At 66.4% G+C, this 21,692-nt stretch carries 15 protein-coding genes; 5 read left to right on the top strand and 10 right to left on the bottom strand.

Annotated elements, in window-relative coordinates:
* The first annotated feature begins 51 nt into the window (after positions 1 to 51).
* Together VGQ44_04700 and VGQ44_04695 are read left to right on the top strand one after the other, a co-directional pair.
* Complete coding sequence (locus VGQ44_04700) at positions 52 to 1,341, top strand: MFS transporter (protein ID HEV8446090.1); 1,290 nt, start codon at positions 52 to 54, stop codon at positions 1,339 to 1,341.
* Between the two features lie 247 nt (positions 1,342 to 1,588).
* A complete protein-coding gene (locus tag VGQ44_04695) occupies positions 1,589 to 3,451 on the top strand; it encodes a hypothetical protein (protein HEV8446089.1) in 1,863 nt (620 codons plus the stop codon).
* Positions 3,452 to 3,772: 321 nt separating this feature from the next.
* Here the strand turns inward: VGQ44_04695 and VGQ44_04690 are convergent, their stop codons facing one another.
* The 10 genes from VGQ44_04690 to VGQ44_04645 all read right to left on the bottom strand — a co-directional run bounded on the left by VGQ44_04690 (position 3,773) and on the right by VGQ44_04645 (position 17,007).
* Positions 3,773 to 4,393 carry an ANTAR domain-containing protein gene (locus VGQ44_04690; GenBank protein ID HEV8446088.1) on the bottom strand — a complete coding sequence of 207 codons (621 nt, stop codon included), beginning with the start codon at positions 4,391 to 4,393 and terminating at the stop codon, positions 3,773 to 3,775.
* A 52-nt stretch (positions 4,394 to 4,445) separates the two neighbouring features.
* Positions 4,446 to 6,470 (bottom strand): ATP-binding protein, encoded by a 2,025-nt coding sequence (locus VGQ44_04685; GenBank protein HEV8446087.1) that lies wholly within the window; start codon positions 6,468 to 6,470, stop codon positions 4,446 to 4,448.
* A 12-nt stretch (positions 6,471 to 6,482) separates the two neighbouring features.
* Positions 6,483 to 7,721, bottom strand: coding sequence for an NAD(P)/FAD-dependent oxidoreductase (locus tag VGQ44_04680; GenBank protein ID HEV8446086.1), 1,239 nt, complete (start codon positions 7,719 to 7,721; stop codon positions 6,483 to 6,485).
* Between the two features lie 10 nt (positions 7,722 to 7,731).
* The gene (locus tag VGQ44_04675) at positions 7,732 to 9,339 is read right to left on the bottom strand and encodes a sodium:solute symporter (protein ID HEV8446085.1); all 1,608 of its coding nucleotides are present in this window, start codon (positions 9,337 to 9,339) and stop codon (positions 7,732 to 7,734) included.
* Positions 9,340 to 9,498: a hypothetical protein gene (locus VGQ44_04670; protein ID HEV8446084.1), complete on the bottom strand. Its 159-nt coding sequence runs from the start codon at positions 9,496 to 9,498 to the stop codon at positions 9,340 to 9,342.
* A complete protein-coding gene (locus VGQ44_04665; GenBank protein HEV8446083.1) occupies positions 9,495 to 9,695 on the bottom strand; it encodes a hypothetical protein in 201 nt (66 codons plus the stop codon). Before VGQ44_04665 ends, VGQ44_04670 begins: the two co-directional genes overlap by 4 nt.
* Complete coding sequence (locus VGQ44_04660) at positions 9,692 to 12,334, bottom strand: PIG-L family deacetylase (GenBank protein ID HEV8446082.1); 2,643 nt, start codon at positions 12,332 to 12,334, stop codon at positions 9,692 to 9,694. The genes VGQ44_04665 and VGQ44_04660 overlap by 4 nt, the downstream gene beginning before the upstream one ends.
* A gap of 56 nt (positions 12,335 to 12,390) precedes the next feature.
* Positions 12,391 to 15,144, bottom strand: a complete 2,754-nt coding sequence (locus tag VGQ44_04655) for a 2-oxoglutarate dehydrogenase E1 component (protein HEV8446081.1) — start codon at positions 15,142 to 15,144, stop codon at positions 12,391 to 12,393.
* Between the two features lie 70 nt (positions 15,145 to 15,214).
* Positions 15,215 to 16,621: a HAMP domain-containing sensor histidine kinase gene (locus VGQ44_04650; GenBank protein ID HEV8446080.1), complete on the bottom strand. Its 1,407-nt coding sequence runs from the start codon at positions 16,619 to 16,621 to the stop codon at positions 15,215 to 15,217.
* Positions 16,585 to 17,007: a hypothetical protein gene (locus tag VGQ44_04645; protein ID HEV8446079.1), complete on the bottom strand. Its 423-nt coding sequence runs from the start codon at positions 17,005 to 17,007 to the stop codon at positions 16,585 to 16,587. The genes VGQ44_04650 and VGQ44_04645 overlap by 37 nt, the downstream gene beginning before the upstream one ends.
* 153 nt (positions 17,008 to 17,160) lie before the next feature.
* On the opposite strand from VGQ44_04645, the gene VGQ44_04640 reads away from it, so the two are divergent.
* The 3 genes from VGQ44_04640 (at position 17,161) to VGQ44_04630 (ending at position 21,686) form a co-directional block, all read left to right on the top strand.
* Positions 17,161 to 17,976, top strand: a complete 816-nt coding sequence (locus VGQ44_04640; protein HEV8446078.1) for an SDR family oxidoreductase — start codon at positions 17,161 to 17,163, stop codon at positions 17,974 to 17,976.
* 208 nt (positions 17,977 to 18,184) lie between these two features.
* Positions 18,185 to 19,429 carry an enolase C-terminal domain-like protein gene (locus tag VGQ44_04635; protein ID HEV8446077.1) on the top strand — a complete coding sequence of 415 codons (1,245 nt, stop codon included), beginning with the start codon at positions 18,185 to 18,187 and terminating at the stop codon, positions 19,427 to 19,429.
* A gap of 16 nt (positions 19,430 to 19,445) precedes the next feature.
* On the top strand, positions 19,446 to 21,686 hold the full coding sequence (locus VGQ44_04630; GenBank protein HEV8446076.1) for an alpha-glucuronidase family glycosyl hydrolase: 2,241 nt from the start codon (positions 19,446 to 19,448) through the stop codon (positions 21,684 to 21,686).
* Positions 21,687 to 21,692: the final 6 nt, after the last annotated feature.

The raw sequence follows: 21,692 nt of genomic DNA, 5'->3' as shown, positions 1-21,692 counted from the left end.
CGGGTGCGCGCCGTACGACGACCCTCGTAGGCGACCCCTCCCCTCCCGTTCGTGGCGACTCGCAACAACGATATCGGAAAACTGGTAGTCCTGATGGTCACGGCGTTCATCGACATGGTCGGAACGCTGATGATCATCCCGCTCCTTCCATTCTACGCGAAGAATTTTGGAGCGAACGGACTGATGGTCGGCCTGCTCGTGTCGTCGTTCGCCGTCGCGCAGCTCGTGAGCGCGCCGATGTGGGGCCGATTCTCCGACCGTTACGGCAGGCGACCGGCGTTGATCGTCGGCATGTCGGCGTCGGCGATCGCCTACGTCATCTTCGCCTACTCGAACACGCTGTGGCTGCTCTTCTTGTCGCGCCTCGTCCAGGGGTCGGGCGGCGGGACGGTAAGCGTGATTCAGGCATACGTCGCCGACGCGGTCGAACCGGACCAGCGGGCCAAGGCCTTGGGCTGGCTCTCGGCGGCGACCAACGCGGGCGTCGCCCTCGGTCCCGTCATCGGCTCTCGCTTCGTGGAGATCGGCCCGCACGCGCCGGGGCTCGCGGCTGCGGCGCTTTGCGTTCTCAACAGCATTTTCGCATTGCGGTACCTCGTCGAGTCGCGCGACATGGTGGAAGCCCGCTCGAGTGTCCATAGGCGAGGAAGATCGCGGGATGCGGTGATGCGAGTCATCACGCATTCGAGCGAGGCGCCTTCGCGGCTGGTGTGGATTTACGCGATCGGCATCGGCGCGTTTCAGGGACTCAACGCGATTCTCGCGCTCTTCCTGGCGGCGCGCTTCGGTGTGACGTCGCACACAATCGGGTATTTCTACACGTACATCGGTGTCATCTCTGTCGTGACGCGAGCGTTGATCCTCGGTTGGGCGGTGGACAAGTACGGCGAAGCAAGACTGTCGCGAGTGGGACAGATATTGCTGGCCACCGGTCTGGCGATGTTGCCGTTCATTCACCGGATGCAGGATCCGGCGGCGTTCGCGGCGCGGTTGGGCGGAATTCTTCCGGTCTCGGCCGTAGCGTTTCTGCCGTTTCTGCCGCTCGCATTGGCGGTTGCGCTGCTGCCGCTTGGGACGGCGTTCACGTTCCCGTGCGTCACCGCGTTGCTCTCGCGCGTGATCCCGAGCAGCGAGCGGGGTTTGTACATGGGCGTGCAGCAAACGTTTGGCGGAACGGCGCGCGTTCTTTTCCCGATTCTGGCCGGATTCGCGTTCGACAGGATGCAGGAAGCGCCGTTTCTGATTTCGGCCGCGCTCGTGGCCGGCACGATTTTCCTTGGGTTGGGTATGGAGGAAATTACCCGCCCAAAGCACGAACCTGAGCCCGCGGCGGCGGCTTAGTCGTCATCGAGTGGGCACTACGTCGCGAACTCTTGGGAGGGGCTTCATGTTGTTTGGTCGATCTCGCGCGGTTTCTTTGCTGGTGGCCGGCCTTGTCGCAGGGGGCGCAGCGCTGGCGACAGCGTGCGGCGGGTCTGATGGCACGACAGGTACCGGATCGAATTCTCCGTCGAACCTGTCCATCGTCAGCGGCAACGGGCAGGTTGGCCTGCTCGGCACAGCCCTCGCGGCGCCCCTAGTGGTAAAAGTGACGAGCTCCTCCGGAACGCCTTTGGCCGGCGTCTCGGTGCAGTTCACCGTTTCCTCCGGAACTGCGACGGTCACGCCGGGAACGGCGACCACCGACGCGACGGGGCAGGCGAAAGCGACGGTCACGCTTGGATCGTCGGCCGGAAACATTTCGATTACCGCGACGGTCGCCGGGTCGACCGGGTCGGCTCTATCGCAGCAATTCGTGGTCACCGCCGGAACGTCGTCGCAATCGCTCGCTTGCTCGGCCGGCTCGCCGCAGACGCCCTCCGCGGGTGCCGTGGTGGCGGGTGTGAGCGGAACGGGCATCTGTCTCGGTGCGGCTGCTGGCGGCTCGGACTACGCCGTCGCCGTGTTCTTCGGCAATCCCAATCAAAGCGCTCTGGGCCAAGTCAACGTCACGTCGCACGGCGCGACCGGCCTTTCGACGCCGGATGTCGCGCCGCTGGCCGACGTCTTCGCGACTCCGCAGCGCGGAGCCCCGCTCACCATGCGCGTCTCCGATGCGCAGGAACAGTTCGACCTGAAGCTCCGCCGGATCGCGAAGACGCAACTCGCTCCGCTCGTTCCCTCAGCGCGCGCCGCAATGCGCGGCGGCGCACGGCGCAACGTGATTCCGAGCACGCTTACGTTGAACCAGATCGTCACGCTCAACGCGCAGGGCGAAATTCCGTGCAGCAGTCCGATCAACATCGGCGCGCGCGTCGCGGCGATCTCAAACGCGTCCTACGTGTTGGCCGACACGGCCAATCCGCCCGGGGGATTCTCGGACGCGGACTATGCGTCGTTCGCGGCGCAGTTCGACACGCTCATCAATCCGCTCGACATCGCGACATTTGGCACGCCGACGGACATCGATCACAACGGGAAGATCATCATGATCTTCACCAAGGAAGTGAACAAGCTCACGCCGCGCGGCGCGAACGGTGTGGTGGGCGGGTTCTTCTTCGACCGCGACCTTTTCCCGACCACGACGTCGAACGGTCTGGGCGGGTGCGCGACGAGCAACTTGGGCGAAATGTTCTACCTGCTCGTTCCCGACCCCAACGCCGTGTTCAGTGACAAGCGCCCCTTTAACGACATCCAGGCGCTCACGCCGGGGACCCTCGCGCACGAGGAGCAGCATTTGATCAACGCGGGCCGCCGTCTCTACGTGAACACGACGTCCGATTACCCCGAAGCCACCTGGCTCAACGAAGGACTGAGCCACATCGCCGAGGAATTGTTGTTCTACAAGGCGACCGGGCTCGCTCCGCGACAGAACATCGACCTAAACGCCGCGAGGACGGTCGCTACCCAATTCTCCATGTACCAGGGAAGCAATTTCGGCCGCTACAACGAGTTTCTCTCCAAGCCGGCGCAGACGTCGCCCTACGCCGACAACGACGATCTCAATACGCGCGGCGCGACCTGGAACCTGCTGCGGTATTTGGCCGACCACAAAGGATCCGGCGACGGGTCGACGTGGTCGACGCTCGTGAACGCGGTCGACACCGGCCAGACGAACGTGTCCAAGGTGTTCGGCTCGGACTGGCTCACGCAGACCCGCGACTGGGCCACGTCAGTATTCAGCGACGACGTACCCGGCGTGACCGACGCGCGCTTTCTCGAGCAGAGCTGGAACATGCGCAGCATCTTCCCGGGCCTGGCGAACGGCAGCGGCGGCGCGCTCAACAAGTTCCCGCTCAACGTGACGCCGCTTTCGGACGCGCTGCCGGCGAACCTGCTGATCAACGCGGGCGGCGTGGCCTATCTACGGTTCACGGTTCCGGCCGGCGGGCAAGCGTCGATCGACTGGACGACGGCCGCGGGGCTGCCGGTGAGTCCCTTCTTCCAATTCACGGTCGTTCGAACACGGTAGAAGGGCGGATCGAAAGCCCCCAAACCTCAATGAGGTTTGGGGGCTTTGTTTTGGGCGCAATCGTTCGGTCTTCTTGTTGCGCACCGGCATCGCGTCCGTTGAGGCGAGCCTAGCCTCGAGCACGAGCTTACAGCAAGAGCCGCGAGCATCGGCGGCTCCTCGCTCTCACGGCTGTCGCTCGCCGCTAGGCTCGCGCCAACGAACGCGATAGCCCGCGGCGAAAGAACCGGGAAGCTCTCGCACCACTCCAATCTCAGTTCTCAGATGCAGCAAAGTAAAAGGGCGCCTCACGGCGCCCTCTTTCGTTCCAGTCAAAGACCCTCACGCTTTTTCTTTCGCCGTCTCCGCCAGACTCGGCTCACTGGCCAGCACCGCGCGCGCGATCTCGACCATGGGGACCGACCGGTCCTGGCTCGTGCGCTGCAGGATGCGATACGCTTCCTGCTCCGACGAGCCGGTGCGGCGCATGAGAATTCCTTTCGCGCGCTCGATCGTCTTGCGGTTCTCGAGCGCCTGACGCGCCGACTCGGCGTCGTGCCGCGCGGACGCGAGCTCCTTGGCGCGCGTCGCCGCGAGGCGGATCGTCGAATCGAGCACCTTCGGCGGCGCGGGCTTCGGCAGGAACGCGATAGCCGCCGTCGACGTCACCTCGCGGTCGCTGAGCGACAGCGTGTGATCGCCGCTGAACAGCACGACCGCCACGCCGGGAATCGCTTGCGTGATCGCTTCGGCGGCTTCGATGCCGGACCCGTCCGGCATGTGCACGTCGAGCAAAACGACGTCGGGCGCGACGTCCTTCGAGCGCTCGAACGCCTCGCGTCCCGTCGACACTTCGGCAACGATCGTGTGGCCGAGTGTGCTGAGCAGGTCGGTGAGAAGCGAACGTGCGTTGTCGTCGTCTTCCGCGACGAGGAGTCGAATCTTGGGTGCGGCGTCTGTCATCGTCAGCAATCTGGGCACGCGCCAATGGTGGCGCCAGCGGCGAGCGGGTCCGTCAACTCTCCGCGGCGACCTGCGCAAGCAATTCGGATGTTCTAACGGGCTTGCGAAGAATGAAGTCACCCTCGGCGCCAGCACCGGCGCCGCCGGGTTCCCAACCTGTCACGACTCCAATACGAATCGACGGCCACCGTTGACGGACCGCGGCGATGAGCTCCCATCCGCTGCCGTCCGACAATCCGATGTCCGTCACCAGCACCTCGTAACTCGCTCCCGGCGCTTCGAGCCGCGTCAGCGCTTCCACGACGCCAGCCGCCGCATCGACGTGGTGACCGTCGGACTCGAGCAGCGCCTGCATGAACTCCCGGCTGTCGAAGTGGTCCTCGACGAGCAGGATGCGGCGCGGTGTTCGCCGGCGGTGCTCAACGGCCGAGCCCGCCGATGTGGCCGTCGCCTGCGATGAAGCGGCCGGAAAGATCAGGCTGATCGTCGTTCCCTGCCCGAGTTCCGACACGATCTCCGCCCGTCCGCGATGCCGCTTTACAATTCCATAAACCTCGGCAAGGCCCAGTCCGGTTCCCGCGCGCCCCTTCGTCGTGAAAAACGGCTCGAAGGCGCGCTCGCGCACCTCCGCGGACATGCCCATTCCCGAGTCGCTCACCTCGAGGCGGGCCTCGTTGCCGTCTATCGACGTTCGCAAGCCGAGCGTGCCCCCGTGCGGCATCGCGTCCAGCGAGTTTTGCACGAGGTTGAGCAGCGCCTCGCGGATCTCACCGCCCAATCCGCGGATGATCGCGCCGCGTCCGAGGTCGCGTTGCAGCTTGACCGTGCCGCCGCGCGCGCGCTCCGCCCAGAGCGGCCGGGTCATCGCCACGACCTCGTCGCAGACGAGCGAGAGATCGACGGCTTCCTCCCGCTCCGACTGCATCGGCTCCTGACGAATAAACCGGCCGACGCGCGCCGCGGTCGCGGCGCCGGTCTCCGCCGCTTTGGCGATGCGCACGGCGTAGTCGCGGACCGCGGCCGGATTGTCGGCGTTCGTTTCGAGCAGATACGACGCCGCCATGATCGGGTTGAGCGCGTTGTTCACGTCGTGCATCACGCCTGCGGCCAACTGGCCGACGGCGGCGAGCCGCCGTTCGCGGGCGCGCGCTTCCTGGAGCGCGAGCAGCTCGGCGGTTCGTTCCTGCACCATCCTCTCGAGCCGCTCGGCTTCGGTCGAGACTCGCTCGAACAGTTCGGCGGTGCGCCGGGCCTCTTCCTCGAGCGCTTTGGCGAGGTGCGTCTTCGCCGTGACGTCGCGCTCCACGGTGACGGCGCCGCGGATCTTTCCCTGCTCGTCGTATAGCGGATTCGAGTTGACCTCGATGATTACCGAGGCCCCCTCCGCGCCGCGGCGCACGGAAAGCGTCTCGCCGCGCACGCGTTCGCCGCGCAGTGCGCGCGCCGTCGGGTGCTCGTGCATGAACAGGCTCGTGCCTTCCATCGTACGCGGACGGTCGAGCTGCCAAAGCTCGCGCAGCGTCGTCGGCGGGGTGGCGGCTCCCGCGTGATCCTGGATCGCCTGCGTGTTGGAGCGAACCGTGCGTCCGTCGATGTCCACGACGCGCACCGAGTCGGGGATGACGTCGAAGATCGACTCGAGCTGCGCGACGCTTCGGCCGAGCGTTTCGCGAAGCTCTTCGCGCTCGCTGACGTCCGACCCGGCGAACAGGATCGACCGGCCGCCGGCGTCCTCACCGATGGCGGTGAACGTCGTCTCGATCAGTCGGCGTCCGTTGCGGAAGTGGAACGGCACGCGCTCCGCCGCCCGCCCGGTGACGCCGCGCACCGCGGCGTCGATTTGCTCGGTGAGGTCGGCCAGCGCGTTGGGAAAGGCGTCGTAGATCGATACACGGGTCGACGCCGGCGCATCGACGCCTGTGAGCTCGCGATAGCGCGAATTCGCGCTGGTCAGGCGGAGATCGGCGTCGAAGATCGCGATCGAGAGCGGAATCGTCTCGATCAACGATTCGAAGCGCACGCCGCCGAGTCCTCCGCCGATGCTCACAAAATCGAAGCCGGCCGCCTGTTCGGTCACTCCGACACCTGCTCAGTCATGCGTGATGAGCCGCGCGCCCCGTTGGTACGTGAAGAAGGAATACGCCCATTCGACCAGAACGACCGCCCGGTTGCGAAATCCGGCCAGATACATGATGTGCACCAACAGCCAAGTCCACCACGCCAACCAGCCACGGAGATGCTTACCGGCCACGACCCCGACGGCCTTGTATCGCCCGATCGTGGCCAGGTCGCCCTTGTTGATATAATGAAATCGCTCCCGCCCTTCACGCCGCATGGCGTGAAGAACGTTCCGCGCTGCCGCTTTCCCGCTTTGGATCGCCGCCGGGGCAATGGCAGGCACGGCTTTCCCGCGGCTGCGCAACACCGCCAGGTCCCCGACGACGAACACGTTTGGGAGGCCGGGGACGCTCAAATCGTCCTCGACCACCACGCGCCCGGCCCGGTCGGTCGGGACACCGAGCGATTTCCCGAGCGGCGACGCGGCGTTCCCGGCGGCCCAGAAGACCGTTCGAGCCTCGATCCGTTCTCCGTCGGCCTCGACCCAACCGTCGCCGAGGTTCGTGACACGAGCGTTCGTCCGAACCTCGACGCCGAGCTCGGTCAGATCACGCAGCGCCCGCGCCGACAAATCCTCCGGCATCGCGGGCAGGATCCGCGGTCCGGCCTCGATCAAGAGTATGCGCGCGCTCGCGGTGTCGATGTGACGAAAGTCGCTTGGCAAGGCGAAGCGCGAAATCGTCGGGAGCATTCCGGCCAGCTCGACGCCCGTCGGTCCGCCACCGACGATGACGAACGTCAACTCGGCGCGCCGTTCGGCTTCGTCCGTCGTACGGTCGGCCCGCTCGAACGCCAGCAGCCAGCGCTTCCGAAGCTCGATCGCATCGGCCGCGCTCTTGAGACCCGGAGCGTACGGTTCCCACTCGGGGTGGCCGAAGTAGGAATGGCGGGCGCCCGCCGCGAGAATGAGAAAGTCGTACTCGACGTCCTGCCCGTGGTCGCAGTGGACGATCCGCCGCACCGGATCGATCGACTCGACATCCGCAAGCATGACGTCGGTGTTGCGCTGCTTGTGCAATAACCACCGGATCGGCGCGCAGATGTCCGTCGGCGCGAGTGTCGCCGTCGCGACTTGGTAGAGAAGCGGCTGAAAGACGTGGTGATTCGTGCGGTCGATCACGAGCACCGAGACGTCCGCGTCCTTGAGCACCCGCGCGGCGTAGAGCCCACCGAACCCCGCGCCGACGATGACGACGCGCGGACGAGTCATCGCCGGGGGCTCAGGGCTGCGCGGCGACGCGCGCGGGAGAGGATTTCGGGCTGAGCGCGCTCAACGCCAAGCCGACGGCCAGCACCACGACCACGGCGATCAGGTTGTGCCAGAGGAACGAGACGCGCGGCGCTCGGAAATTCACGACGCTCACCGCGGCGAGTCCGGTGATCATGCCCACGAACGCGCCAAGGGACGTGGCGCGCGGGATCATCGCGAGCAGGAAGACGCCGAGGATCGATCCGTAAAAGAACGAGCCGAAGCGGTTTACGACCTCGATGAGCGACCCGAGATTCACGGCGTAGTGCGCGACGATGCATGCGAACACGCCCCAGAACGCGATCGACGCGCGCGAGACGCGGAGGTAGTGGGCGTCCGTCGCCTGGGGCTTGATCCAGCGGCGGTAGAGGTCGATCACGGTCGCGCTGGACAGCGAGGTGAGCTCGCCGGAAATCGCGTTCATCGCCGCGGCGATCACCGCCGCGATGAAGATGCCGGCCAGCCCGAGCGGCAGATGGTCGATGACGAACCGCGGAATGATGTAGTTCGCGTCGTTGGCCGGTCCGTGCGTCAATCCACGCGCGTAGTCCAGTGCCTGGCTCCTCAGCGCGTCGCGCAACATCGGCGAGCTTGCCGTGTCGTACCGCTGCTGAAGATCGGCGAGCAACTGTGGAAACGCGTTGTGCACCGCGCGCTCGTGCGCCGGATTGAAGAGGATTGGCCCCTTGTGGTACTCGTAGTACACGAACACGAGCACACCGACGAGGAGCACGAGCGCCTGGAGTGGGATCTTCCAGTAGGCGCTCATCAACAGCGACGTGCGCGCTTCGTCCACCGATTTCGCGGCGAGGTAGCGCTGCACCTGGCTCTGGTCCGTTCCGAAGTACGACATCATGAGGAACGTTCCGCCGATGAGCCCCGACCAGAACGTGTACGTATTCGTGAGGCTGAACGAGAAATCGAACACGCGCAGATGCCCCGTCGCGCCGGCGACGTGAAGCGCCGTCGATGGGGACACGGGGATCTGGATGAGCAGCGTGATCACCACCGCCAATAGCGCGCCGACGATGAGGAACATCTGCTTCACGTCGACCCACGTCACCGCCTGCACGCCGCCGATCATCGCGTAGAGGACCGCCGGAACGCCGATGATCGCCACGCACCACCAGAGGTTCCAGCCGAAGATCGCCGAGAACACGACGGCCGGCGCGGCGATGATCGTGCCGCACGACATCCCGCGCGACAACAGGAAGAGAAACGCGGTGAGCGATCGCGTACGCGCGTCGAACCGCCGCTCGAGATACTCGTACGCCGTGTACACGCCCGCGTTCTTGAGCAGCGGCACGAGCGTGACGCCGAGGATCACCATCGCCAACGGCAATCCGAAGTAGAACTGGATGAACCGCATGCCGTCGGTGGCGCCCTGCCCCGTCGTGCCGATCATCGTCACGGCGGAGAGCTGGGTCGCCATCACCGACAGTCCCACCGCCCACCAGGGAAGGCTCCGGTGCGCGAGGAAGTAGCCCTCCATCTCGGTCGTGCCCTTGGACCGGCGAATCCCGTGGGTCACCACGTAGGCGATCCACCCCACCACGATCACCCAGTTGAGCGGATTCATTCAGTACGAGAAGGTGGACTGGAGAAGCCAGAGCAGCAGGAGCGTGATCACCTGGACACCGAGTACGCTGAGGAGCGTCTTCACGAATCGACCGCGCGCGGCCGCGTCCTGCGGCTGTTGCGCCGACCGGCGATCCGCTTTGGCCGATCGGCCGCTCATCGCCGGCCCCATGCCAGCCGAACGCCCAGCGCGATCAGCAATCCACCGGTCGCGCGCTCGAGCCGCGCCTTCACCTTCGGCCGCGTCAGCATGGCACTCAGAACGTTGCGCATCACGAGCGCCATGTCGGCGCCGGGTAGAACCGTCAACACCGCAGCGACGCCGACGAAGGCGACCAGCCGCGGATCGAGACTCACGGACGCACCGCGTCCGACGGCGGATGCGGCGGCCGGTTCGCCGCGGCGGGAGTCGCCGAGAGCAAATTGACGAACAGCCGCGCCGCGCCGGGGTTTCCCGCCGGCAGTTCGCGGAAGAACGCGAACGTCGTGTACACGTAGACGCCTTTGCCGAGCGGTGCGATCAGCACGGCGCCGTCCTGCGGCGGATCGCCCTTGTCGTTCATCGAGAACACGGTGCGATACGCCGGATCGAACGTGCGCGGCATGTACAGCGCGCGCTCCTGCACCCAATCCGCGAAATCGTCCTGGGTGATCTTGTTCGGCTTCGAGAGAAGCGGCGAGCCCGGATCCAACACGCGAACCTGTGCGTTCTCGTCGGTCACTCGGTCCTGCGAGCGCGGCGCGGTGACCGGATACGGAAAGATTCCCGGCCGGCCGTACGGCGCCTGGCCGTACTGCGCGACGAGCGTTCCGCCATTTCGCGCGAACGACATCAGCGTCCCGTTGTTGGCCAGAAGCGCCGGATTCGTCTCGTACGCGCGCGGTCCGACGACGATCGCCGAGAATCCGCCGAGGTCCTGCTGCGGCAACGTGAGCGGATCGAGCTCGTAGACCGAGAGGCCGAGCTCCTCGAGCATCGACATCACGTTGTCGCCCACGCCGCGGATGTAACCGACCTTCATGTTCGCGTACGTGATGTTGACCGCTTGCAGCGTGACGACCGAGCTCCGATAGAACCGAAGCGGCCGGATGTGCGAGTACTCGACCGGCACGAATCCCAGGCTCGACGTGCGTATCGCGCCGTTGTCGGCTGCGAGGGTCGCGCTGGCTTTGATCTCCTGGCGTCCGGCCGGAAGAACACCGCGCACGCGGAAATAGAGGTGCGCGTCGCCGAACGCGGTGAGCGAGGCGTGCCGCGATACCGAATCGGCGTGAAGCCCAGCGGGCAACTGGAGCGTCACATCCACTTGTCGCGCGACCGCGTCCGCCGAGTGCACGTAGACGAGCATCGTGCGGTCGAACGGCGCGCCGGCCCGCGCGTACTCCACCTCGTGCTGGAGCAGCACGGAGATCTCAGGCACCGTCGCGATGGGCCGGCGCACCTCGCCGCGCGCCGGATCGGCGAAGCGATAGACGATCGGCCCCTCGCGCATGACGACCGGCACGCCGTCGACACGCAGTCCGACCTCCGCGCCGGATTCGAGCCGCCGGTCCTCCCCCTCGATCATGTCGGCGCGCGGTTGTACGAACATGTCGCCCTTCGGCGCGCTTCTCAGCCACCACGGAAGCGACAGTCGAGCGGGAGCGCGGTACGTGATCTGTTGCGTCGCCGTACTGTCGGGCAGGATCTCACGCCGCTGCCGTGACGCCACGCCCAGCGCGTTGATCAGCGATACGCGGTCGAGCGCGAGCGACGACTTGCCGCCGTTGTAGACGCGCACGGTGACGGGCACGGTATCGTTCGGCGCGATGAGGTCGCGCGGCGCGGTGATGTCCACCGAGACACCGGCCGCTCCGAGCAGCGCGTCGGTCGCGCGCTCGTTGGTGGTCGAGAGCGACGACCATAGATCGCGCTCGGCCGCCGTGCAACTGTGATCGTCCGCCCCCTCGGCGCCCGAGAACCCGCACGCTTTGCCGGTGCCGGCGCGCGTGACGAGACGCTCGTACGCCGCGAGCGGCGCGACCATCGCCGATGGGTTCACGAGGTTCTCGGCGGCGACGACCGCCGTCCGCGCGGCGGGAAGCGAGTCGAGCGCGGCGCGGGCGGAATCCGCCAGACGCACCGCGTTGAACCGCGCCCACGTCGTGTCCATCCCGTCGAACAGTCCCGTCTCCGGCGCGTCGGCGTTGGACACGCGCGAGACCTCGAGCTTCACGGCGGTGTAGACCGGTCCGACGCGGGGAAGTGCGCCCTGTCCCTGCGAACGATGCTGCGAACGACTCTCGGTCGCGATCTCGGAGTACGATTCGCCGAGCATCGGCGCGTACTCGCCGACGTCGAAGGCCAGCGACGCGCCCGAGCCGTTGCGACGCAGCCGGTAGAACTTCGACGGCGTCCACGCGTCGAGGTCGGACAAGCGCCTCGGCGGAAAGCGCACGGTGTCGCCGGCGGCGTCGAATGCCTCGCGCGCGATGACGCCCGAATACTGATGATGTCCGTGCCCGTCGGCCGGCGTGCCCGACCACACGGAGATGATGACGTGCGGCCGGAAAGCGCGAATCACCGCCACGACGTCGGAGAGAATCGAATCCTTGGGCCAATGCTCGAGCGTTTCCTCGAGCGTCTTCGAGAATCCGAAGTCGTACGCGCGCGTGAAGTACTGATGCCCGCCGTCGATTCGGCGCGCGGCGAGCAGCTCTTCCGTGCGGATCATGCCGAGCGCGGGACCCAGCTCGTTGCCGATGAGGTTCTGTCCGCCGTCACCGCGCGTGAGGGACAGATACGCGGTCTCGACATGTCGCGCCTTGGCCAGCCACGCGATGAGCTGCGTGTCCTCGTCGTCGGGGTGCGCTCCGATCATCAGCACGCGCGCCGTCGTGCCCAGGCCGGCGATCTCTTCGCCCAACTTTGCCGCGTCCGCGCGCTGCGCGTTTGCCCGCGTGTTTGGCGCGATGACGAGGAATGCGGCGCAGAGCAGCGAGGCGATCGACTTCATCCAGGGTGGACGCGTGGACCGGTGGACCGGTGGACCGGAACTGCCGGAGGTCGAGCTCATCGAGCCGCCGGTGTCTTTCTCCGGCCGGCCGGCGAATATGTCAGCGCGTCCTTCACGATGCGAGCTTGCTCCTCGTCGTGAACAGCCTTGTGTCCCTCGGCCGGGCTCGACCGCTCCGGACGTCCGATGTACCGCAGCGTCGTCACCGTGCCGATCGACGCGCGGAGCCGCGGCTGCACGTAGCTCCACGCGCCCATGTTCTTCGGCTCCTCCTGCGCCCACACGACCTCTTCGACGTTCGGGTATTGGTCCACCAGATCGCCGACTTCGCGGGGCCACGGCGCGATTTCCTCGACGCGGATCAACGCGACGTTCGACGGATGCTCGCCGGCCGCAGTGAGATCGTAATAGAGCTTGGCGGTGCAGAAGACGAGTCGCTGCACCGCATCGCGCTGCCGTGACGCGACGGGATCATCGAGCACGCGGTGGAACGAGCCGCCCGCCAGCTCCTCCAGCTTGGAGAGCGCCGCCGTGAGTCGCAGCAGCGACTTCGGCTGCATCAGCACGAGCGGCCGTCGCGGGCGGCGGAGCGCCTGCCGCCGCAAGATGTGGAAGTACTGCGCGGGCGTCGACGGATATGCGACGACCATGTTGTCCTCGGCGCAGAGCTGCAGAAAACGCTCGAGCCGGGCGCTCGAGTGCTCGGGTCCCTGCCCTTCGTAGCCGTGCGGCAGCAGGAGCACGATCCCCGATTCGTGGCGCCACTTCGCCCGGCCCGCCGAGATCAGCTGGTCGAAGATGGGCTGCGCCACGTTCGCGAAGTCGCCGTACTGCGCTTCCCACAAAACCAGCTCGTTCGGTGTGGCGATGCTGAATCCGTACTCGAATCCGACCACCGCCGTTTCGGACAAGGGGCTGTTGTAGATCTCGAATTCACCGCCGGCCTGCGGAAGATGCGCCAGCGGCGTGAACGATTCGCCCGTCTCGGCGTCGTGCAACACGGCCTGACGATGTGAGAACGTGCCTCGCTCGGCGTCCTGCCCGGTGATGCGCACGCTCACGCCTTCCGTGAGGAGCGACGCGAACGCCAGCGCCTCGGCGTGCCCCCAGTCGATGCCGCCGCTATTGATCGCGCCGCGGCGCCGCGGGACCGTCCGCTGGAGCGTCGGGTGCAGCTTGAACGTCGACGGCCACGCCAGCAGCTGTTCGTTGAGCGCCACCAAGCGCTCGGACCGAACGGCCGTCTCCGAATCGCGAACGACTCCGCGCGGCGCTTCCGGTTTCGAGAGCGTCGGCGGATTCTCGTGCTTCATGTCCTGATAGATCTTCTGCAGCCGCGCGCCGATATCAGCGTCGGCCGCCTTCACGTCCTCGTCCGTCACGACGGTTTCCCGAACGAGACGCGCCGCGTAGACCTCGCGCGCCGTCGGATGCGCCGCGACGACCTTGTACATCATCGGCTGCGTGAAGGCCGGCTGATCGGCCTCGTTGTGGCCATGCCGTCGGTAGCCGACGAGGTCGATCAGAAAATCCTTGTTGAAGCGCCGACGGTAGGCGATCGCCAAACGCACCGCCTGGACGCAGCCTTCGGCATCGTCGGCGTTGACGTGCACGATCGGGATCTCGAAGCCCTTCGCGAGGTCGCTCGCGTAGTGGGTCGATCGGCCGTCGATCGCGTCGGTCGTGAAGCCGACCTGGTTGTTCGTGATGATGTGCATCGTGCCGCCGACACGGTAGCCGGCGAGCAACGACATGTTGAGCGTTTCGGGGACAACGCCTTCGCCGGCGAACGACGCGTCGCCGTGCACGACGATCGGCAGCACCGACGCCTCGTCGCGGGTGTTCGGCGCCGAACCGCTGATGCGTTGCCGCGCACGCGCCACGCCCTGCGCCACGGGATTCACCAGCTCGAGGTGACTCGGGTTCGACAAGAGCTCGACGTTCACCATCCCGCCGTTCGCGACGGCGATCGTGGCCGCGAAGCCCATGTGGTATTTGACGTCACCCGTGTCGGAATCGCTCGTCATCGCGACGGGCCATCCCTCGAACTCCTCGAACAGCGCGCGATAGGTCTTGCCCATCACGTGCGTCATCACGTTCAAGCGGCCGCGATGCGCCATTCCGAGCACGACCTGCCGCGCTCCGGCTTCGGCGCCGCGAGCGATCGCTTCGTCGAGCATCGGCACGAGCGCGTCGACGCCCTCGATCGAGAAGCGCTTGACGCTCACGTACGCGCGGCCGAGAAACCGCTCGAGCGCGTCCACGATCGTGAGCCTCGTGAGCAGCGCTTTCTTTTGGTCGCTGGTGAGCGGCTCCGACGCTTCGCCCGACTCGATCGTCTCGCGAAGCCACTGCCGCTCGGTCTCGTCGCTGACGTGCTCGAACTCGTAGCCGAGGCTCGTGCAATAGAGCTCGCGCAGACGTCGAACGAGATCGGCGGCGGTTCCGCGGTCGGATCGTCCGAGCACCGCGGCCGGAACGTCGTCGAGATCCGATTCCGAAATCCCGTGAAACTCGGGCGCGAGCTCGGCCGCGCCCGGCGGCGTGGATCCCAGCGGGTCGATCGGGACGGCCAAATGGCCGAACTTCTCGATCGCGGCGGCGAGGCCGGCGGCGCCGGCCGTCTTGCGCAGAATGCTCGCGTCGTATGTGCCGGAGCCCGGCGCGGCTTCGGCGCGCCCTAGGCTCTCGGCGAAACGAAAAAACTGGCGCCACGATTCGTCGACGGACACAGGGTCGCGACGATAGGCGTCATAAAGCTCGGCGATGTAGCCGTCGTTGAATGCACTCGTAGTGGGAAGACCAGACATAGATGAAAGTTAGTTGACCCCTGCCCCCCCCGGCCCGGAACTCCGTGGTGCGGGGGGTGCGGCGCAACGACTATTCGTCGTCGGTGGGAAGGACGAGGCGGAACGCCGACCCCTCGCCCTGATTCGACTCGAACTCGATGCGCCCGCCGAGGAGGTCAGCCAGGCCCCGGGAGATGTAGAGGCCGAGTCCCGTGCCGCCGTGCCGGCGCGTGAGGCCGGCGTCGAGCTGGGCAAACGGGCGAAACAGTCGCTCGATGTCCCGCTTGGCGATGCCGATGCCCGTATCGCGAACGGTGAACCAAACGGCGCCCGAACGTTTTTCCAGCTCGATCCGCACCTCGCCGAAATCGGTGAACTTGACCGCGTTTCCCGCGAGGTTGATCAGGATCTGCCGCACCTTGTCCACGTCGCTCGTCATGCGAATGGGCTCGTCCGGCACGCTGACGGCGAAGGAGAGATGTTTCTGCCGCGCCATCGGTTCGATGACGGCCGCCGTCGCGCGCACGAGATCCGCGGCGAGAAAATCGGTCGGCCGCACGACCTCGCGTCCTTCGTCCAAACTCGAGAACGCGAGCAGTTCCTCGATCACCGCCGCGAGGTGCTGCGTCACCGACCGCATTCGCTCGAGCACGTCGAGCTGGCTGTCCGACAGCGGCCCGATGACCTGATCGGCGAGCAGCTCTTCGTATCCGGCGAGCGCGGTCAGCGGCGTCCGCAGCTCGTGTGACACCGTGGCGAGGAAGCGGCTCTTCGCGCGGTCGGCGACCTTCGCCTGCTCGAGCAGCTCGGCGTTCCACAGCGCGAGCGCCGCGTAGTCGGCGATGACGCGGAGCCGGTGCGCGTCGCGTTTGGAGAACACCGGCTCGGCCATGTCGCGCGTGACGGCGAGGACGCCGAGGATCACTTCGTGCGCCATCAACGGCGCGAGGAGCATCGGCCCCACGCGTACGTCGGGCACGACGCGCAGCAGCGGACGCGCCGATCCGCTGAAGTTTTCGACGGCGACGACGTCGCGCGTGCGCAGCACCTCGCGCGCCAATGAACCAGGAAGCGCGAAGCGTCTTCCGCGCGCGATGCCGAGCGAGCCGATGGCGGCGACGAGCTCTCCTTCGTTCGCCACCGCTTTGAGCACGGCGGCGCCGCTCCCTCGGCATTGCTCGGCGCCCGCGTCGCAAAGGATTTGAAGCAGCGTCGTCGTGTCGTTCTCGCCCGCCATTTGCCGCGCGAGCCGTCGCAGCGCTTCACTCTCGCTCGCGCGCTCGACGTCGGGCAGCTCGATGACCACGCCGTCGGAGTTGCGGCACACGGAAAGCTCGATGCCGCGTTCCTGCGGGTCGCCGAGGACGACGCGTCGCGTGACGCCGTCGCTTCGTGTCGCGATCAGCGCATCGATGAGTGGCTTGGCCGGGACGATCGCGGGAGCGTCGTCTAGGCTACCCGTCAGCGCGGGTGAGCGCTGAGGGTCGGTCCCGGCCACGGTAGCACGTTTTGCTGGTTGACCCGGCCGCGCCGTAGCCGCACGGCGGACAGGAGACGCTGAGCGTCCTCACGCTCGAGCGTCGGGAGATACAGAAAGCCGGCGACACCGTTCGTGTCGAGCAAATGCGCGTCGCCGGGATGGCGCGTCAAACTCACGGCGATCAACGGTATGCCCGAGCGCAACGGATCACTCTCCCAACTCGCCAAAGGTGTGGCCGCCAGCAGATCGTAGTCGCAGATCACCGCGTCGAGATCGCTCGTCGTAACGAGCGTCATCGCCTGATCCATCCCGACGCACGGCACCGTCTCGGCGCCGAGGTCGTCGAAGTAACGGCACAAGTGCTCGGTCAGAAACGGGTGTCGAGCGACGCACATCACGCGCATGCGTCGAATATACCGAACGCGGCGCGCACTGTTCAGAGGCACGAACGCACAACACGCGCGTGACGTTTGTCACGCGTTCATGCTCGCGATTCTGTCGGGATCGCCATAGTGTTCGTCCGACATGAGCCTGTCGTTCAACTATAGTGCCTCCCGGTGACGAACAACCCGTTCGACCTGACCGGCAAGGCGGCGCTCGTCACGGGCGGCTATGGCGTGCTCGGTGGTACGATCGCGATCGGTCTCGCCGCGGCCGGCGCGCGCGTCGCCGTGCTCGGCCGGCGACAGGATCTCGCGGCGGCGAAAGTCGATGAGATCCGCAACGCCGGCGGCGAGGCGATTCCCCTCGTCGCCGACGTGCTCGAGCGTGACGCGGTTCGTTTGGCCAGCGACGAGGTCCAACGCGCGTGGGGACGCATCGACATCCTCGTCAACGCGGCCGGCGGCAACGTCCCGCGCTCGCGCAACGACAATCGCAGCATCTTCGAGGTGCCGCTCGACGCGTTCGACGAAGTGATGCGCTTGAATCTTCACGGAACGGTCGTCCCATCGCTCGTCGTGGGCGAGGCGATGGCGCGGCATGGCCGCGGGTCGATCATCAACATCTCGTCGATGGCGGCGACATCGGCGATCAGCGGCACGCTTGGCTATTCGGTGGCAAAGTCGGGTATCGATTCCTTTACGCGCTGGTTGGCGATGGACCTCGCGCGGAAGCACGGCGACGGCATCCGGGTAAACGCGATCGCGCCGGGATTCTTTGTGTCGGCGCAAAACCGGGCGGTTCTCGTGGACGACGCCGGCCAGCCGACCGCGAGGGCACGCGCGATCGTTCAACGGACGCCGATGGGCCGCTTCGGCCGCCCCGACGAGTTGGTCGGCGCCGCCCAGTGGCTGGCCAGCGATGCCGCGTCGTTCGTGACCGGGGTCGTGATCCCAGTGGACGGGGGATTCAGCTCGTTCAGCGGCGTCTGATCGCCACTCATATCGATGCGGAGCCTCAACTTGCTCGCTTCAAACGCCGGCCGTCAGATGGCCGCCATTCGAGCGAAACGCAGAACCTGAACGTGGCGAATGCTTGACAGAACCCACCGATTGCGGCCAACATAGCAGAGATAAGGTCAATTGATCTTTCGCTCAACCTTCAGGCGAGAGAGAGTCCAGCCCACTCGCCAGCGGCCGCATGAAGATCATCGACGTCCGGACCACCCCTGTCAGTGTCCCCATCGAAGCGCCCCTTCGCCACGCGAACGGGTGCCACTGGGGTCGCTTCGTGCGCACGATCGTCGAGGTTGAGACCGACGACGGTCTCATCGGACTCGGTGAAATGGGCGGGGGCGGAGAAAGCGCGGCCGCGGCGTTCGCGGCACTCAAGCCGTACGTCATTGGCCACGACCCGGCAAAGCTCGAAGAACTGCGCTTCAAGGTCTCCAACCCGACCGCGTCGCTCTACAACCATCGCACGCAAATGGTCGCCGCGCTCGAATTCGCGTGCCTCGACATCCTCGGACAGGCGTGGGGCGTTCCGGTCTCCGACATCCTCGGCGGGCGTCTACGCGATCACGTGCCCTTCGCGTCGTATTTGTTTTTTCGTTACGCCAACGCCGGTGACGGGAGCGGTGAGGTTCGCACCTGCGAGCAGCTCGTTGCCGAGGCCAAGGCGCTCAAGGCGAAACACGGCTTCACGACGCACAAACTCAAGGGCGGCGTGTTCCGCCCGGAGTACGAGCTCGAGTGCTATCGGGCGCTCGCCGAGGAATTGCCCGGCGACCGGTTCCGATTCGATCCGAACGGCGTCTGGTCCACCGAGCAGGCGATCTGGTTCGGCCGGCATATCGAAGATCTGAATAACGATTATCTCGAGGACCCGGTCTTCGGGCTCCACGGAATGCGGCGCGCGCGCGAGAAGCTGCGCACGCCGCTCGCCACGAACACGGTCGTCGTGAACTTCGAGCAGTTGGCGGCGAACGTGCTGCAGACCGCCGTCGACGTCATTCTGCTCGACACGACCTTCTGGGGTGGAATTCGCGCCTGCGTGAAGGCCGCGGCGGTGTGCGACACCTTCCAGCTCGGCGTCGCGGTCCATTCGTCGGGCGAGTTGGGCATTCAGCTCGCGACGATGCTTCACCTGGGCGCGGTAATCCCGAACATCTCGTTCGCCGCCGACGCGCACTACCATCACCTCGTCGACGACGTCATTCAGGGCGGCAAGGTGTCGTACTGCCGCGGCAGCATCCCCGTGCCGACGGCGCCGGGACTCGGCGTGAAACTCGACCGCGACCGGCTCGGGATGTATCACGAAGCGTTCTGTCGCCTCGGCGGCTATCCGTATGACCAGGATCCGCTGCGACCCGGTTGGGCGCCGCTCGTGCCGAACACGGATTGGGCGGATCATCTCGACGCGCGCGTCCCGCAGATTCCCGTCTGACGGGACGGCCTTCCCCGTGCGCCGAATCGTCGTGCTCAGTGGCGCCGCACTCGTCTTTCTTGCGGCGGCGAGCGTCGCGCAAAAGGCCGCATTTCCCTCGGAAGACGGCTACGATCTCTGGCTCCGCTATCGGCTCGTAGCGAACGCGTCGCGTCTCGCCGAGTATCGCGCGGCGATCACGGCGATCGACGTCGACGGCGAGTCGCCGACACTGAGCGCCGCGCGCGACGAGTTGACCCGGGGACTGTCCGGCCTCCTGGGGGCAGGCAGACCGATCGCGTCGAAGAACTCGATTGTCGACGGCATCGTCATCGCGGGTACACCGACCAGTTCGGCGACGATCAAATCGCTGTCGCTCGACACGGCGATCGCGCGCGTCGGCGACGAGGGCTATTTGCTGCGCGCGATGAACGTGCGCGGGCACCGCTCGATCGTCGTCGCGGCCAAGACGGATGTCGGCGTTCTCTACGGCGCGTTCGCCCTGTTGTCACGGCTCCAGCAATCGATGCCCATCGCGAAGCTCGACGTCGCCGGCGCGCCGCGTATCCGGCTTCGCCTCATCGACCATTGGGACAACCTCGATCGCAGCATCGAGCACGGGTACGGCGGACAATCGCTCTGGGAGTGGGACGCACTGCCCGATTCGGTCTCGCCGCGCTACGGCGACTACGCGCGCGCCGAAGCGTCGATCGGCATCAACGGCGTGTCGATCACGAACGTGAATGCCAACGCGCGCGCGCTCACTGCGGAGTACCTGCAGAAGGTCGCCGCGCTCGCGAACGTGTTTCGCCCGTACGGCATTCGCGTCTATCTCACCGCGCGCTTCAGCGCACCGATCGAGATCGGCGGTCTCGAGACGGCGGATCCGCTCGATCCGGCCGTTCGCGCGTGGTGGAAGGCGAAAGCCGACGAGATCTACGCGGCCGTGCCGGACTTCGGCGGTTTTCTCGTCAAAGCGAACTCCGAGGGTCAACCGGGCCCGCAGGACTACAAGCGCTCGCACGCCGACGGCGCGAACATGCTCGCCGACGCCGTGGCCCCGCACGGCGGTGTCGTCATCTGGCGCGCGTTCGTTTACAGCAATGACGTGCCGGGCGATCGCGTGAAGCAGGCGTACAGCGAATTCACTCCACTGGATGGCCAGTTCCGCGAGAACGTGCTGATTCAGGCCAAGAACGGTCCCCTCGATTTTCAGCCGCGCGAGCCGTTCTCGCCGCTCTTCGGCGCGATGCCGAAAACGCCGCTCATTCTCGAATTCCAGATCACCAAGGAATACCTCGGCGAGGACGCGCACCTCGTCTTTCTCGGATCTCTCATGTCCGAAGTGCTCACCGCCGACACCTGGGTGCAGGGCAAAGGCTCGACGGTCGCCAGGGTGATCGACGGCTCGCTGCACGGCTACAAGCGAACCGGCATCGCCGGCGTGGCCAACACCGGCACCGATCGCAACTGGACCGGATCGCACTTCAATCAAGCGAACTGGTACGCGTTCGGCCGGCTTGCCTGGGATCCCGGGCTGTCGCCGGCGGCGATCGCCGAGGAGTGGACGCGGCGAACCTTCTCCAACGATCCGAAGGTCGTCGCGCCGGTGGTGCACATGATGCTGGTGTCGCGCGAGGCGGTCGTGAACTACATGACGCCGCTCGGTCTCGCGCACATCATGGGCACCGACCACCACTACGGTCCTGCTCCGTGGGCCCGACTCGCCCGCGCTGACTGGACGCCGGCGTACTATCACCGCGCGGACAGCATCGGCCTCGGCTTCGAGCGTTCGCCGCACGGCAGCGACGCCGTCTCGCAATACGCGCCGCCGCTCCGGCAGATGTTCTCCGATCGCGCCACGACGCCCGATTCGCTGCTGCTCTGGTTTCACCACGTCGGCTGGACGGAGCGAACGAGGTCCGGCCGCACGTTGTGGGAAGATCTCTTCCATCACTATCGCGAAGGGATCGACACGGTGCACTCGATGCGGCGCGCGTGGAACACGCTCGCTGGACGCATCGACAGCGCGCGTTTCCACGACGTCGACGATTTCCTCGCCATCCAGGAGCACGAGGCCGTTTGGTGGCGCGACGCCGTGCTCTCGTACTTCCAGACGTTCTCGCGCCTCCCGGTGCCGAACGGATACGCGCCGTTCGCGCATCCGTTGTCCTTCTACCGCGCGCTTCCCTGCCCGGTCGGGACCCCCGCCGATCCGCAGGCGGGCCGGTTCACCGCACTCGACAAGCGCAAGCCGCGCTGTCCGCCCGTGTACTGACGACTG

Source organism: Gemmatimonadaceae bacterium (assembly GCA_036003045.1).
GTDB lineage: Bacteria > Gemmatimonadota > Gemmatimonadetes > Gemmatimonadales > Gemmatimonadaceae > JAQBQB01.
The sequence above is the reverse complement of the archived record's forward strand: the minus strand, read 5'-3'. Positions and strand labels throughout refer to the sequence as shown.

What these genes read in the sequence shown, in the direction of transcription:
- VGQ44_04690 (HEV8446088.1), bottom strand. Translation starts at nt 4,393, where the DNA reads ATGACAGACGCCGCACCCAAGATTCGACTCCTCGTCGCGGAAGACGAC.
- VGQ44_04680 (HEV8446086.1), bottom strand. Translation starts at nt 7,721, where the DNA reads ATGACTCGTCCGCGCGTCGTCATCGTCGGCGCGGGGTTCGGTGGGCTC.
- VGQ44_04675 (HEV8446085.1), bottom strand. Translation starts at nt 9,339, where the DNA reads ATGAATCCGCTCAACTGGGTGATCGTGGTGGGGTGGATCGCCTACGTG.
- VGQ44_04670 (HEV8446084.1), bottom strand. Translation starts at nt 9,498, where the DNA reads ATGAGCGGCCGATCGGCCAAAGCGGATCGCCGGTCGGCGCAACAGCCG.
- VGQ44_04660 (HEV8446082.1), bottom strand. Translation starts at nt 12,334, where the DNA reads ATGAAGTCGATCGCCTCGCTGCTCTGCGCCGCATTCCTCGTCATCGCG.
- VGQ44_04655 (HEV8446081.1), bottom strand. Translation starts at nt 15,144, where the DNA reads ATGTCTGGTCTTCCCACTACGAGTGCATTCAACGACGGCTACATCGCC.
- VGQ44_04645 (HEV8446079.1), bottom strand. Translation starts at nt 17,007, where the DNA reads ATGCGCGTGATGTGCGTCGCTCGACACCCGTTTCTGACCGAGCACTTG.
- VGQ44_04635 (HEV8446077.1), top strand. Translation starts at nt 18,185, where the DNA reads ATGAAGATCATCGACGTCCGGACCACCCCTGTCAGTGTCCCCATCGAA.